This is a genomic window from Armatimonadota bacterium, assembly GCA_016125185.1.
GTDB lineage: Bacteria > Armatimonadota > Fimbriimonadia > Fimbriimonadales > Fimbriimonadaceae > Fimbriimonas.
Genome location: WGMG01000006.1, coordinates 1377452 through 1391075 on the forward strand (window position 1 = coordinate 1377452; position 13624 = coordinate 1391075).

Annotated in this window: 15 protein-coding genes; 6 read left to right on the top strand and 9 right to left on the bottom strand. The window is 55.5% G+C overall.

Annotated elements, in window-relative coordinates; genetic code table 11:
- Nucleotides 1–20: 20 nt before the first annotated feature.
- The 3 genes from GC165_14465 to GC165_14475 all read right to left on the bottom strand — a co-directional run bounded on the left by GC165_14465 (nucleotide 21) and on the right by GC165_14475 (nucleotide 1497).
- On the bottom strand, nucleotides 21–647 hold the full coding sequence (locus GC165_14465; GenBank protein ID MBI1334072.1) for a ComF family protein: 627 nt from the start codon (nucleotides 645–647) through the stop codon (nucleotides 21–23).
- Entirely contained in the window at nucleotides 631–1122 is a 492-nt protein-coding gene (locus GC165_14470; protein MBI1334073.1) for a DUF1854 domain-containing protein, read from the bottom strand. The genes GC165_14465 and GC165_14470 overlap by 17 nt, the downstream gene beginning before the upstream one ends.
- A gap of 99 nt (nucleotides 1123–1221) precedes the next feature.
- The gene (locus tag GC165_14475; protein ID MBI1334074.1) at nucleotides 1222–1497 is read right to left on the bottom strand and encodes a hypothetical protein; all 276 of its coding nucleotides are present in this window, start codon (nucleotides 1495–1497) and stop codon (nucleotides 1222–1224) included.
- Between the two features lie 218 nt (nucleotides 1498–1715).
- On the opposite strand from GC165_14475, the gene GC165_14480 reads away from it, so the two are divergent.
- A complete protein-coding gene (locus GC165_14480) occupies nucleotides 1716–2468 on the top strand; it encodes a methyltransferase domain-containing protein (protein MBI1334075.1) in 753 nt (250 codons plus the stop codon).
- A gap of 19 nt (nucleotides 2469–2487) precedes the next feature.
- On the opposite strand, the gene GC165_14485 is transcribed toward GC165_14480, so the two are convergent.
- Nucleotides 2488–2904: an RNA-binding protein gene (locus GC165_14485; GenBank protein MBI1334076.1), complete on the bottom strand. Its 417-nt coding sequence runs from the start codon at nucleotides 2902–2904 to the stop codon at nucleotides 2488–2490.
- A 183-nt stretch (nucleotides 2905–3087) separates the two neighbouring features.
- Here GC165_14485 and dacB point away from each other — a divergent pair, with 183 nt between their 5' ends.
- Both dacB and GC165_14495 read left to right on the top strand, forming a co-directional pair.
- On the top strand, nucleotides 3088–4326 hold the full coding sequence (gene dacB / locus GC165_14490) for a D-alanyl-D-alanine carboxypeptidase/D-alanyl-D-alanine-endopeptidase (GenBank protein ID MBI1334077.1): 1239 nt from the start codon (nucleotides 3088–3090) through the stop codon (nucleotides 4324–4326).
- A gap of 25 nt (nucleotides 4327–4351) precedes the next feature.
- Nucleotides 4352–4666, top strand: coding sequence for a hypothetical protein (locus tag GC165_14495; GenBank protein MBI1334078.1), 315 nt, complete (start codon nucleotides 4352–4354; stop codon nucleotides 4664–4666).
- Here the strand turns inward: GC165_14495 and GC165_14500 are convergent.
- From GC165_14500 to GC165_14515, 4 genes are all read right to left on the bottom strand, one after another.
- Nucleotides 4663–5193, bottom strand: coding sequence for an acyl-CoA thioesterase (locus GC165_14500; protein MBI1334079.1), 531 nt, complete (start codon nucleotides 5191–5193; stop codon nucleotides 4663–4665). The genes GC165_14495 and GC165_14500 overlap by 4 nt on opposite strands.
- A 777-nt stretch (nucleotides 5194–5970) precedes the next feature.
- Complete coding sequence (locus GC165_14505) at nucleotides 5971–6744, bottom strand: family 16 glycosylhydrolase (GenBank protein ID MBI1334080.1); 774 nt, start codon at nucleotides 6742–6744, stop codon at nucleotides 5971–5973.
- Between the two features lie 44 nt (nucleotides 6745–6788).
- Entirely contained in the window at nucleotides 6789–7565 is a 777-nt protein-coding gene (locus GC165_14510; GenBank protein ID MBI1334081.1) for a triose-phosphate isomerase, read from the bottom strand.
- Nucleotides 7562–8596, bottom strand: coding sequence for a DUF1385 domain-containing protein (locus GC165_14515; GenBank protein ID MBI1334082.1), 1035 nt, complete (start codon nucleotides 8594–8596; stop codon nucleotides 7562–7564). Before GC165_14515 ends, GC165_14510 begins: the two co-directional genes overlap by 4 nt.
- Nucleotides 8597–9010: 414 nt before the next feature.
- Between GC165_14515 and GC165_14520 the strand changes: the two genes are divergently transcribed.
- The 3 genes from GC165_14520 to GC165_14530 all read left to right on the top strand — a co-directional run bounded on the left by GC165_14520 (nucleotide 9011) and on the right by GC165_14530 (nucleotide 13083).
- Nucleotides 9011–10111 carry a Nif3-like dinuclear metal center hexameric protein gene (locus GC165_14520; protein MBI1334083.1) on the top strand — a complete coding sequence of 367 codons (1101 nt, stop codon included), beginning with the start codon at nucleotides 9011–9013 and terminating at the stop codon, nucleotides 10109–10111.
- Between the two features lie 474 nt (nucleotides 10112–10585).
- The gene (locus GC165_14525) at nucleotides 10586–11236 is read left to right on the top strand and encodes a PEP-CTERM sorting domain-containing protein (protein ID MBI1334084.1); all 651 of its coding nucleotides are present in this window, start codon (nucleotides 10586–10588) and stop codon (nucleotides 11234–11236) included.
- A gap of 86 nt (nucleotides 11237–11322) precedes the next feature.
- Nucleotides 11323–13083 carry a family 43 glycosylhydrolase gene (locus GC165_14530; protein ID MBI1334085.1) on the top strand — a complete coding sequence of 587 codons (1761 nt, stop codon included), beginning with the start codon at nucleotides 11323–11325 and terminating at the stop codon, nucleotides 13081–13083.
- Between the two features lie 19 nt (nucleotides 13084–13102).
- Here the strand turns inward: GC165_14530 and GC165_14535 are convergent, their stop codons facing one another.
- Nucleotides 13103–13621 carry a hypothetical protein gene (locus tag GC165_14535; GenBank protein MBI1334086.1) on the bottom strand — a complete coding sequence of 173 codons (519 nt, stop codon included), beginning with the start codon at nucleotides 13619–13621 and terminating at the stop codon, nucleotides 13103–13105.
- Nucleotides 13622–13624 lie beyond the last annotated feature (3 nt).

The window sequence follows — 13624 nt, forward strand, 5'->3', positions numbered from 1 at the left end:
TTAGGTTGTACCCGCTGAAGTCATCGGCGACGCATTGCGAAGACGAGAACTCCCACCCACGCGGCACCAGCTTCCTTCATCGCCTTGGCGCATTCGTGCGCCGTCGCACCGGTGGTAAAAACGTCATCGACCAGCAGTACCCGCTTCCCAACCAGCGAGGTCGAGCATCGGAAGGCACCGATGAGATTCTTTGCTCGCTGTTCGGGCTTTAGCTCTACCTGCGGCTTAGTCGCCCGGATTCGCACTAAATGTTCGGTTACCAAATCGCTTGGTAACTTTTCGCAGAGCAGACGTGCCTGGTTGAAACCTCGAAACGCTAGCCGACGTCGGTGGATCGGAACGGGAACGATGAAGTCAGGTTCGGGGTCCCATTGGTCGAAGACCTCGGAGACGGCGCCTGCCATCAAGTCGACCAACGCAGTCTCCCGTCGATACTTCAGAGCCTTCACCAGTTCGGACGCCGACCCTTCGTACGGGTAATGAGCCCTTAGCTCGTCCACCATGGCGACCGGATCGACATACCGGAGTCGTTCGGGTATCAAAGATTGCGCGCACCGTCGGCACGGAATCTCTTCCGAAAGCATCCGGCACACCGGACACTTCGTCGGATAAACCCAGCCTAGGATCCGCTCAAAGAAGCTGTTCAATCAGCATCTGGCTTCGATCGTCCAACTCGTCCAAGTTCAGAATCTCGTATCGACCGCCGTCCACGCTCGTGATCTGCCATCGTCCCGACGTGAGTTCGTGGGCATTGTCGCGCCAGTTGCGCACATAAAAATCGGAGTGCCCGCGCGTCGTCTCTACGTCGAACTTCCACATGCTCGCATCGTTCTTCAGCGAATTGATTTTGGTGATCGCCGGCGTAAAGTAACGTCGGTCGAGCTCGTCGTCGGCCAGCTTTCGCGAGGCTTCGTCCAACTCATCCAGGTCCTCGATCACGCCGATTTCCTTCTGCTCCATATCGCGAACGGAGATCATCTTCTTCGGCTCGCTCAGCGGGAAAGCCCGCACGAGATGAACGTTAGCCACATCCTTGCCCTCGACTGTGCAATCCAAAAACAGAGAGTCCGGGCGACGGCGAATCTGGATATCTCCACCCCGGAGGTAATTCAAGTTGGACATCACTCTAGTATGACGGATGTCCACCTATCCAAGCCTCAAAAACGACAAAAGGGCCGCTCACCTTTGAGCGCCCCTTCATCAGTATGTTGTTGGTCGGTCTTAGCCTTCGCCGCGAACGTGGCCGAAAGACGGCTCGAACGGAATCAGACCCAGGCGAGTAGCCGCGCGGAATGCTTGGACTCGATTGCTAACCTGCAGCTTGTCATAAATGTTGGCAAGATGAAAGTCGACGGTTCGCTTCGAGACATAAAGAACATCCGCCGCTTCCTTGCTGCTGTGCCCTTGGGCGATAAGACTAAGAACTTCAATTTCTCGTTTTGTTAATCGTACAGACCGCTGTGACGCGTCTGCTCTTGTTGCTGTTGTTAATGGCATAACCCACCCCTCACTATCGTTTCCACCGCCTGTACGAATTTGATTCCATCTTGCGACCCAGGATTGAGATCGAAAACCTGACAATTTTTCTCAGCTAGTACTTGAACGGGTTCAAATGGAGCCGAAATAGGTTCATTTTTTCTTTTGACGTGTGAGCTACACTCAAGTTCAAATACTAGGTCCTTTAGCCAAAATCTTCATGGTTCATACTTAAGAAGATGGCATCAAATGACTGGAATGCGGATCGTTACGTCAAGAATGCGGCGTTTGTCTCGGAATACGGATCGGCGGTCGCCGAGCTACTGGGGAATATCTACGGAAAGCGAGTTCTCGACCTAGGCTGCGGCGATGGACGCCTAACGTCCGAACTAGTCAATAAGGGCGCAAGCGTCATCGGCATCGATGCCTCCGACAGCATGATCGAATCGGCTCGCGAAAAAGGGCTCGAAGCCTACGTGCTGGACGCCCTGCAGATGGACTATGAAGCAGAGTTCGACTCCGTCTTCACCAACGCGACTCTTCACTGGATTCCCGACCACCCAAGTCTGACCGCCAAGGTCTTTCGGGCCCTGAAGCCAGGCGGAGAGTTTGTCGGTGAGTTCGGCGGCCACGGCAACGTCGCCGCCATCAGCACGGCGGTACGGGCTACGTTGACAAAGCACGGCTATTCCTGGGTCGGAAAAAAGCCGGTCACATATTCTTCCGTGAAGAAATTCGAAGAGGTTCTTCGGGGTGCCGGTTTCGACGTCCCTTATATTCAACTCATTCCCCGTCCCACGCCGCTGCCAACGGGCGTGCGGGGTTGGTTGGAGACGTTTGGCAAGCCATTCATGGAGGACGCCGACAGCGAGACCCAAGCCAAGATGATCGATGATATCGAAGAACTGCTCGCCCCGGCTCTAAGGGATGAGTACGGAAATTGGACGGCGGACTACATCCGCCTTCGGTTTAGAGCAACGAAGGGCGCCTAAGCGCCCTTCTCAAGGTTTCTTACCAGTCTCGGCCGCCGCCGCCGCGTCGGCTGTCGCGACCGCCGCCTCGACCACCGCCACCGCCGCCACCGCTTCGGAAGCCGCCACCGCCGCCTCCGCCGCCGCTACGGAAGCCACCGCCACCGCCGCCACCGCCGCCACTTCGGAAGCCGCCACCGCCGCCTCCACCGCCGAATCGCGGTCGATCTTCCTTCGGACGAGCTTCGTTCACTCGGATCGTTCGACCATCGAGCTGAGCTCCATCCATCTTAGCAATCGCGGCTTCCAGCTGTTCCTCCGGAACCTCGACGAACCCGAATCCCCGATTCGGAATGATTTTGGCGTTCTGCGGCTGAAATTCGCCGAACGCGACGAGGAGACCTTCCTCGTCAGTGCTGTAGGACAGGTTTCCTACAAATAGATTCTTAAGTGCCATTTGCGTAGTTCTTAGTTCCCCTCTGTTCTTCTGACCTGGAAACAACTCGCAAATCGTCTGACTTTCTGAAACTAGACGGACGTTGAATGTCCGCCACAGCTATTATGGTCTATTTATCCACTAATGTAGCCAAGGAAATTGTCAGAGTTTCGTCAGGCTCTCACAACCGTCAGAAAGGATAGAATGATGAGCATGCTCAGCCTGCTTGCCTACGGAGCCATCCAATCCCTCGGCGATCCCCTCGACGACCCCAAGCTGAAGGGCGCCATGGTGTGTGCGATTGTGACCGATTTGGACGGCAAAGTCCTATTTGAGCGCAATGCCGAACAGCGGGTGATGCCGGCAAGCAATGAAAAACTCTTCACCTGCGCATTTGCCCTTGCCCAGCGCGGACCCGACTACCAGTCGGCCACCAAGTTCTGGGTCAACAAGTCTCAAATCAAGGTCGTAGCCGACGGCGATCCCACCCTTGCCTCGTCCAAACTGCTCGACATCCACAACAACTATCACATTGGCCCTGGGCACCGCGTTTTCATCAAGGAAGCCTACAAATGCGATCGTCCCGATACTTGGCAGATCGGCGACGCCCCCAACCGCTACGCCCCAGCGATCCACGCGTTTAGCGTCGACCGGGCCGGGTTTGAGCTCCACGCCGGGCCCAAAGGGCTCTCGTACTACCCCCATACGCCAGTCATCGAGACCGTCAAAGTCGTTCCCAATTCTCAGTCCATCCGCATCGACTATCAGCCGCTCGCCTCAAAACTGCTTGTGACGGGCAAGATGCCAGACAAGGATGAAAAGATCGACACGCTTTCCGATCCCGATCCGACCCAAACCGCCCTTTCATGCCTGATGGGCGTCAAGAATCCGATCCTCCAAGACTTGGACGACGAGCCGAAGGACGAACCGACGGAGAAGATCATGAGCCCGCCCATTTCGGAACTGCTGGGGAGCTGCCTCAAGCCGAGCGACAACTGCCTGGCCGAGCACCTTCTCTTTATTGGCTCGAAGGCTGATTCCTACTCCAACGCTCGAAAGGCAATTACCGAATGGCTGACGACCACGGTGGGTCTCGACGGCGACTCGTTCCGATGCGAGGACGGAAGCGGTCTAAGTCGAAAGAACCAGACCACGGTGCACAACATCGCAAAGCTCTTGCAGTGGACGACTCAGCAGAAAACGTCGGACTTGTGGCAAGGCTCGCTGGCCCGCGCTGGGGTGGGCACGCTCGCAAAGCGCCTTCAAAACGTCGATTTTGTTGGGAAAACCGGCAGTCTTGACATGGTCGCAGCCCTCAGTGGTTTCGTAAAGTGTAAGAACGGTGACACCAAAATCGTCTCCGTCATCCTAAATCATTTCGGATGCACGGAATCAGACGCAAGGGCGATCATCGACCGGTTTATAGAAAATGTCAGTCAGTGAAGTAACATCGGCACGGAATCTGCGAATGAAACAGGCAATGAGCATTGCCTTCCCCACCCGCAGTATGGCCGCGTTGCTGGCGATCGCCATCATTGACTTGATCATGACCGCCGTCCTGCACTCGAAGGGCATGATCGTCGAGCTCAATCCGCTGATGCGAGGCTTCATCACCCAAAGTGAGTGGCTGTTCGCCTTCGTCAAGGGACTCACTATCGGCGTCGCGTGGGGCACGATGGCGTGGTACGCCCAACAGAACAAAGAGTTCGTGGGCCGAGCCTGCACCATCGGCGCGCTCAGCTACGTAACCGTTTGGACGACCTGGTTCATCACTGGCCGCTAACCAGCCAACGCGGCATCCAGTTCCGCATCCGACATATGCTCGATGCGGTCGTAGGCGGCTAGCCGTTCCTCTCGGAGCTTCTTGCGCGCGTCGCGGCGCTGTTGTCCTTGCAAGAATCGAATTTTTTCTTCCCGTGTTTCGCAGACCAGGCGTGGGACTTCGGCGGGCACTCCGTCCTTCAAAGAGACCATCGTTACCCGCGCTGTGTTGGTGTGTCGCTTGATGCCTTTGCGAAGGTTTTCGGCAACGACTTCGACGATTACCTCCATCGAAGTTCGGCCCACGAACACGATCTGCCCCGTCAACGTGACAAGCTCGCCGACTTCGATTGGCTCATGAAAGTCCACCTGGTCGAAGCTAGCGGTGACGCAGACGCCTCCTGAGTGCTTCGCCGAGGCAGCATACGCGCAAAGGTCGATCTTGGCGAGCAGTTCGCCACCGAACAGTTTGCCAAGGAAATTGGCTTCGTTGGGCCGAATGACTTCGGCGATGGTGACGAGAGTGTCCGAGGCGCGCACACCTTGCATTGAGTACAAGTGTACTTGAGCTTACTTCGCTAAGGATGAACGACACCAGGGAGCGGAAGCGGAAACTTGTCGGCACTTTCGTCGATTCCACTTTCGGCCCTGAATTGCACTTTTACTTCCTCAATTTCATGTCGTATTTGAACGGGCACTTCGTTGAGTCGATAAATTCTTACTTGGTCCTTAGCTTGAACGACGACGCAATCATCGAACACCGAGAGCTGGCTGTTTCGAGGCAATTGATTCATAAGCTCCATTGCCATTCGGACCTCGTTGATCCGCCTAGACTCCGAAATCTTCCCATAGTCGAAGTCCCGTTCTTCGCTCGGGTACCCGGAGGGCGTCGGCGAGGGGTAGCCGCAATCAGTCTCTCCGCTTTCCCAGATTCCATCCTTACCGTAAGCGACGCCCAAGATGTTGAATCGAGACGGCGAAACAGATTGGCCAAGTCGCCTCATCACAGTCACCATCCAAGGCGCCAATTTACAGGGTTTCGTAGCGATCACTATGAATGAATAGTCAGCTCGCTTTCCCTTCGGTCCAGCCAATCCCTGGGCTTCTCTCATGTAGTCGCTAGGAGACATCACTTTGTGTGTTTTCGGGTTCCATAGAGCGTCCCGAAGCTTGTCCACCCGGTCAGACCGAGACAAATACTCTCTCAACATGGCCATACCGTCGGTCTCAGAGTAGCGAACAGGGCGAGTCCAAGAATAGAAAGAGATTCCGCCTAAACCGACAACGACCAAGAAACTCCCAATCAAGGGATTCAATCTTCGCCGTTTAGCCTTGTCCATGCTCAGCTACTTTCTGATACACCCGAACGTAATCCACCACATAGCGGCTCGGATAGATGCTTTCGTCGACGCCTTGCTGGCCGCCCCAGTTGCCGCCGATAGCGAGATTCAGAATCAAATACTGAGGCGCATTGAATGGCCACTTTCCAGGATCGTCGCTATCCTTGTCGTACTCCAAGACCGATTTACCGTCGAAGTACCACGTCAGCTTGTTTTTCGTCCATTCGAGCCCGTAGGTATGAAAGTCGTCCCAAACCTTCGGAACATCGATATGCGTTCCCTTGTTCGCGTCCTTGCAGTGGACATTGAAATGCACCTTGGCTGGATCGAAGCCGACGTTTTCCATAATGTCGATCTCGCCACACAGCGGCCAGCCAACCTTGCCGATGTTGGAACCGAGGGTCCATATCGCGGGCCATGTCCCCTTGCCGGTGGGGATCTTGGCTCGAACCTCGATGTATCCGTAGGTGAAGTCGAACTTGCCTTGCGAGGTGATGCTCGCCGAGGTGACTTCATGCTTCTCGAATCCGTCGTGTCGAGCCGTGATGGTGAGGTCACCGTTTGTAACCATCGCGTTTTCGAGGCGATCCTTTGTGTAGTACTGCTTCTCGCCGTTGCGAACGAATCCGACTTCGTACGTCCACTTCTTGGGGTCCGGCAAACCACGGTAATTAAACTCCTCGTTCCAAAGAAGCCGATAGCCCGGGATCGGCGACGGAATCTGCTGAAGAGCGATGGCAACGAGCCCCAATGTGAGCATAGGTTAACTATACAGCGACGACGGTGGCACTGAAAACTATATGACTATAGCGCGGCCGCGTGGACGACCTGCGCAAAGTCTTCAGCCTTCAGGGAAGCCCCGCCAACTAGACCGCCATCGATGTCGCTCTGTGCAAAGAGTTCGGCCGCATTGCCCGGGTTCACGCTTCCGCCGTACTGAATTCGCACAACCTCGCGTACAGACGCAGGCAGACAAGACCGAATCATTGCGCAAACGCGATTGGCTTCCGCCGCGTCGCAGACCTTGCCTGTTCCAATCGCCCAAACCGGTTCGTAAGCCACGACCAGAGGCTCTAGCTCTGAGTCCGAAATTCCGGTCAGCGCACCGGCAATCTGCGTTGAAATCACTTCGTCGGTTCGCCCGGCTTCCCTTTCCGCCAAGGTCTCGCCGACGCATACAATCGGAATAAGTCCTTCGGCCAAACACGCCTTCAGCTTCAAGTTAACCGTCTCATCCGTCTCGGCAAAAGAGCCGATCGTCGATTCCGGCACTTCCAGCTTGCCGAACCGACCTCGCCGCTCCGAGTGGCCGATAATCGCGTAAGTCGCCCCCACGTCCTTCAGCATTTTCGGCGACGTAAAGCCGGTAAACGCCCCCGACTCCTTCCAAAAAACATCTTGCGCGCCGATGCCCACGGTCCCTTCTCGAACCAGGTCCGAGATGTATAGAAACGGAGGACAGAAGCCATATTCGACCGAGTCCAAGTCGCCCAGTAAAGCGTGGAACAGCTTCGCCGTCTCCAGCGCCTCGGCGCGGGTCTTGTTCATTTTCCAGTTGCCGATTACGATCTTCTTTCTCATGCTTTGCTCTCCTTCAGCGACTCTTCGCCCGCCAAACAGGCCTTCAGCGACTCCAGCGCGACCTCTATCTGGTCGTCGCGAGGCTCGCTGGTTGTGATGTACTGGGTCCACAAACCGGGCAGGAACAGCTTCATGATAAGGCTGTTGTCGCGGAACTTGCCCGCGAACCGCAGAAGTTCGTAGGCTACCCCTGCGATAATGGGCAGGATCGCCACGTGCAGCAAGAAGTTCGACAGAGCCTCGGTCAGAAACACGCCCTTATTGATGCGGGGAATGAAGGTGAAAACGAAGAACTCGAGAATGATGACGATGATGGCGAAGCTGGTTCCACACCGTGGGTGCAATCGCGTTTGCTTCTTGCAGTTCTCCAACGTCAGCGGCAGTTCGGCTTCCCACGTATTGATCGCCTTGTGCTCGGCCCCGTGGTACTTGAACACTTCCTTCACCATCTCCAACTGGCCGATGGCGATCAGGTAGCCGAGGAAGAAAATGGCATGGATCGCTTCGATCGTGCCGTTGGTGGGAATGTCTCCCCAATGCTGCTTCTCACGCAGGAACGTGCCCAGCGCCTGGGGCAAAAGTTTGAATGCGACGAGGGCGAACACGATCGAAATGATCATCGTGACCATCACCACCCCGTCCTGAATCTTTTTGGCGGTCGCAACTTCCTTGGCCACGACTTCGTCCTTGGTCACCGGTTCGTTTGGATGCTGGCTTTCCAGTTCGTGCTCGACTTTCTCGACCGACTTTTCGTCCAGTGGCTGATATTCGGGAGCAAGTTGAACCTGCGAGGCGAACTTCATCGCCCGAGTTCCCAGCGACATCGCATCGAGAAGCGCCCACGTTCCGCGCAAAAACGGCGTCTTCAGCCACTTTTGGCGACCGATCCACGTCTTCTCCAGCGGTTCGGCTCGCACGATCAATTCTTGGTTTGGGGCGCGGCACGCGACGGCAAAATACTTCGGGGAGCGCATCATTACGCCCTCGACGATGGCCTGGCCACCAACACTTAGGAATTCGTCCTTGGACATCCGGTCAAATTATACCGAGCAGGGTCAATGGGGACCAAATACCTAGGGTTTGTAAGAGTTTTGTTAATAAAAGACGCCATTGTGCTAACGGCATCGAACTTGCTTAATAATAATCCTGTCTTACATGGAAGGAAGCGAAATGAACTCTACGATAACTAGAGGACTTGAGCTTACCGAGGAAGAGGCGTTTGCTCTATTGAGCCTTTGCATCACCAGCCCTGTGTCGGTGGACGAGGTTTCGAAACAAGCAATTCTAAAACTAGCGGAATATTGCTCGCAACGGAGCGAACCAAGCAATTATAAAGAAATTCATATCAAAGCCGCAGTTGTCTAAATTGGTAACTTGAGCGTCAAAGGGGAAAGCATTAGCTTTCCCTTCCTCATTTTAGGGGTTCTCTGCCAAAATGAAACCAGATGCCGAAGGTCGCCGACGCTCTTTCGTTTTTGGAATCCATTGCCCCGTCTCGCTGGGCGTTCGACTTCGATAATGTGGGCCTGCTTTTTGGCGGTCGCGACCAGGACGTCACCGGTATTGCGTTCGCCCTGGACGCCTCCCACGGTCTGATCAACTTCGCCCAGTCGTTTGGCGCGAATCTGCTGATCACCCATCACCCGATTTTCTTCAGCGGCACGAAGAGCGTGGACTGCGGTTCTGCCGACGGACGCCTGGTCCTTTCCCTTGCGCAGGCCGGATGTAATCTGATCGCCGCCCACACCAACTGGGACTGCGCTCCGGGTGGCATCAGCGACACAATGGCCGAACTCCTGGAACTGACGCCTCGTGCCTCGTTTGGCGATGGTGCCGAAGTTCCCTATTCCAAGATTGTTACCTTCGTTCCGGTCGAATATACCGACGCGATTCTCGACGTCATGGCCGACCATGGCGCGGGTTTCATCGGCAACTATCGCCGATGCGCCTTCAAGTCATCCGGCATCGGCACGTTTGAACCGATGGAAGGGTCGGATCCCTTCATCGGCCGCGTCGGCAAATCGGAAGAGGTCGAGGAGGATCGTCTCGAAATGATCTGTCCTTCGAGACTAGTCGATGACGTCGTCGAGGCCCTGGTCGAAAAGCATCCTTACGAGCAGCCCGCCTTCGACGTCATCCCGCTTCGCCCCCTGGTTGAGCAACCGCTCGGGCGAATCGGCACACTGGATGCTCCCACCAAACTCTCCGACTTCCGCCTCAAATGCGAGAAGGCATTCGGCGGTCCGGCGCTCGCGTGGGGCGACCCTGGTAAGCCTATTGAGCGGGTAGCCGTCGTGGGTGGGGCAGGCGATCACAGTTGGCACGATGCCCTACGCGATGGCGCCGACGCGTTTGTGACCGGCGAAGTGAAGCACCACATCGCGAAGGAAGCCAGCGACGCCGGGCTCGCCATCCTCAGTTGCGGACATTTCGCGACGGAGAATCCCGGAATGGGATCGCTGATGGAGATGTTCGACGAGCACTTTCCGCATCTCCGATGCAAGCTCTACACGCCGAATGCAGGTGAGTCTGCGCGACCGATTTAGGCCGGGCGATTGTACGAGCGTCGGTTTCTTCGCCTGACAACAACGACTCCCGTCATCATGCCAAGCGAGGCAACTACGCCGCCGGACGTCACCTTGAACAGTGGATCGTCCAAAACGCTGTCCCTTCCGTCATAGTCACCACACTTGTTGGCCCTAACTGGACTAGGCGGGCCGGCAGGTTCCGAATACTGATGATGGTTGACTTGGAATTGCGCAAGGCAAACGATCGGCACGAACGCAATCCCAATGGTTAAGCCTTTGAGCCCCGATCTCATGTAAGTGTGAGTGCTCTTTTGGGGCCGGAAAGTTCAAACAGTACCAACAGATTCTGAAAGCGGCGTTCGGTCGAACATAGATGTACCAAGGACGCGCTACCATCTCGGAACAATTTATCAAACCGCCCAGTCTGAAGCGATAACGGATTGATGGCATTCAAGAAGGGTATTTAAGCCCTCGCAAAGTACAGAGGAAAATATGAATCTCAACATTCGACTTATCTCGACGGTCGCGATGGCGGCCGGTGCCATCGCCGCAAATGCAACGCTGACCGACATCGGTCAATTCACCGGTTCGATTTCGGAATCTTTCGAGAGCTTTCCCAACTTCAATCAAGGTCCTGTGTTCCAGACTGAACCATGGGCAGTGATGGGCGGCGGCGCCAGCTTTACTAGTCAGAATCACGACCTCGCCATCTACGAACCTTCGGCGGCGGCCCTTTGGTATCTCGATTCATCCGGGTGGGCTCAAGTTGCCGATGGCACGAAAGGAATGGGAATGAACTCCGACAGCGTTTGGGACCTGACGTTTGTGAACGATCAAACCGAATTCGGAGGATTCTGGGGGCTCGATACACCTTTCACACATAGCGAGGCGACGGTTTCGTTCTTCGATGCCTCTAATAACTTGGTCGGGCAAACATCGTTCTCCTACGACCATTCGACGAATCATGACGGCGGTCTCGACTGGAACGGATGGTCCAGCGACATTGCCTTCCGCAAAGTCGAGGTCCAGGGCCGTTACATGGTCGTCGACGGCATCCAAGCGGCGGCCGTGCCAGAGCCCGCTTCGCTCAGTGTTATGGCGCTGGGCATAGTCGCTATGCTTCGTCGCCGAAAGACTAGATAGCCCGACAATCACGAAGTCCCGTCGACAAACATCAGCGGGACTTCGGCATTTCCCATATGCTGAACCGGTTCAGTATAATGGCGAATATGTGGTCGACAGCGAAGTCGTCATTGGTAGCCTTGACCGTTTGCTTGGCTGGTCTCGCGTGGTCCCAGCGCACTTACTGCAATCCGATCAACGTCGACTACGGCTACTGCCCGATCCCGAACTTTGTTCAACAGGGCAAGCATCGAGCTACCGCCGATCCCGTCATCGTCACTTTCAAGGGCGATTACTACCTCTTTTCGACCAACCAATGGGGCTACTGGTGGAGCCACGACATGTCCCATTGGACCTTCGTCGCCCACAAATTTCTTCGGCCCGACATCGCGACGCTTGACGGGAATCCGATCTATGACGAGCTATGCGCACCCGCAGTCTGGGTCATGGGCGACCAACTCATGGTTATTGGCTCGACCTACCAGAAAAATTGGCAGATCATGGCCAGCGGCGACCCAAAGAACAATGAGTGGCACGAGGCCATCCACGAGTTTCCGGTCGGCGCGTGGGACCCCGCCTTTTTCCTCGACGACGATGGCCGGTTGTATCTCTACCATGGATCCAGCAACGCGTTTCCGATCTACGCATGGGAGATCGACCCGAAAACCCTTCTACCGATCTCAGAGCGAAAGGACCTTTTTGGCGTGGGAACCCACGGCTGGGAACGGTTCGGCGAGGCTAACGACAACACGTTTCTCAAACCGTTCATCGAGGGAGCCTGGATGACGAAGCACGGCGGCAAGTACTACCTGCAGTATGCGGCGCCGGGCACCGAGTTTAGCGGCTATGGCGACGGCGTTTACGTGGCCGATCACCCCCTCGGACCGTTCACCTACCAAGCCAGCAACCCGTTCTCGCTCAAACCAGGCGGATTCGCCCGTGGCGCGGGTCACGGCGCAACTTACCAGGACTTCAACGGCGACTGGTGGCATGTTTCTACCATCGGCATCTGCGTGAAAAACAATTTCGAGCGCCGAATCGGGATTTGGCCGGCTAACTTTGATTCCGACGGCGTGCTGTCCTGCGACCAAGCCTACGGCGACTATCCAACGTATCTGCCTGACCCCAGGCAAAAGGGTTTTGCGGGATGGATGCTCCTGAACTATAATCGCTCGGTACAGGTTTCATCGACTCTTGGCGGATTCGCGCCGAATTACGCGGTGGACGAAAGCATCAAGACTTATTGGTCGGCCAAGACCGGCAACAAGGGCGAATGGATCGAGACCGAACTTAACGAGCCATCGACCGTCCGGGCGGTGCAGATCAATTACGCCGACCAAGACGCCGACGTCATGGGCAAAGCCCCAGGGCTCTACCATCAATATCAGCTCTTCGCCTCCCTCGATGGCAGGCGGTGGAGCCTAATCGTCGATAAGGCGATGAACAAGACCGACGTTCCGCACGACTACGTGGAACTCGAAAAGCCGGTCGAAGCCAAGTACCTTAAACTCGTGAATATCCACATGCCCACCGGCAAGTTCGCCATTAGCGGCATTCGGGCCTTTGGGCTCGGGCATGGTCAGCCGCCCAAGCCGGTCCAGGGGTTCGTCGCCTTGCGCGGAACCGGAAAGGACAATATGGGCATCCGTGAGAACGCGTGGCTGAAGTGGGCGCCAAGCGATGACGCCGATGGATATGTGGTGCGCGTGGGTGTGGCTCCCGACAAGCTCACCAACAGCGTGATGGTGTACGGCGCGAATGAATACTATTGGCGCTACATGGACGCGGATAAGACCTATTACTTCCAAATCGAAGCGTTCAACCAGAACGGAATCTCGGCGCGGAGCGAAGTTATGAAAGCTGAGTGAGTCAGATGGTGGAACGGAATTAGCCTGGATAAGGCCAGACATCTTTTCGCATCTTCACCGCATATGAACCGCGAGTCGCCTCGATCTCTCGACTAATTTCTTCCGAAGCTGCCTGGTCGACCGTGAAAACAATTCGCTTGCTGGCGACGCAAACCCAGGAATGGAAATCGAGAACGAAAGCCTTGTATTTAGGATCGGTCGAAGTTCTAATTTGACTCTTAGCGAGATCTGTCAATGTTCCGCGCCGAATGACCTTACCGCTCTGATTGATTAAGAGAATCGTTCCGTCCTTAACCTCTACTCGCGAGTTCTTTCGATTCAAGAAGTCGATACTTAGCAGTCCGGCAAAAAATGCAAAGAAACTGGTGGCCGCAGCAAGGAACCAACCTTTCGTTGCAATGGTGGAGTCCGGAAACGACGTAAATATCTGAAAGAGAATCCAGCCAAGCCCTCCGACCTGCACTGCAATGGCTACTCTAAGTCTGCTTAGGTCCATTTCATTGTGAATTGGATAGCTCATCATGGCAAGATTCATCACCAA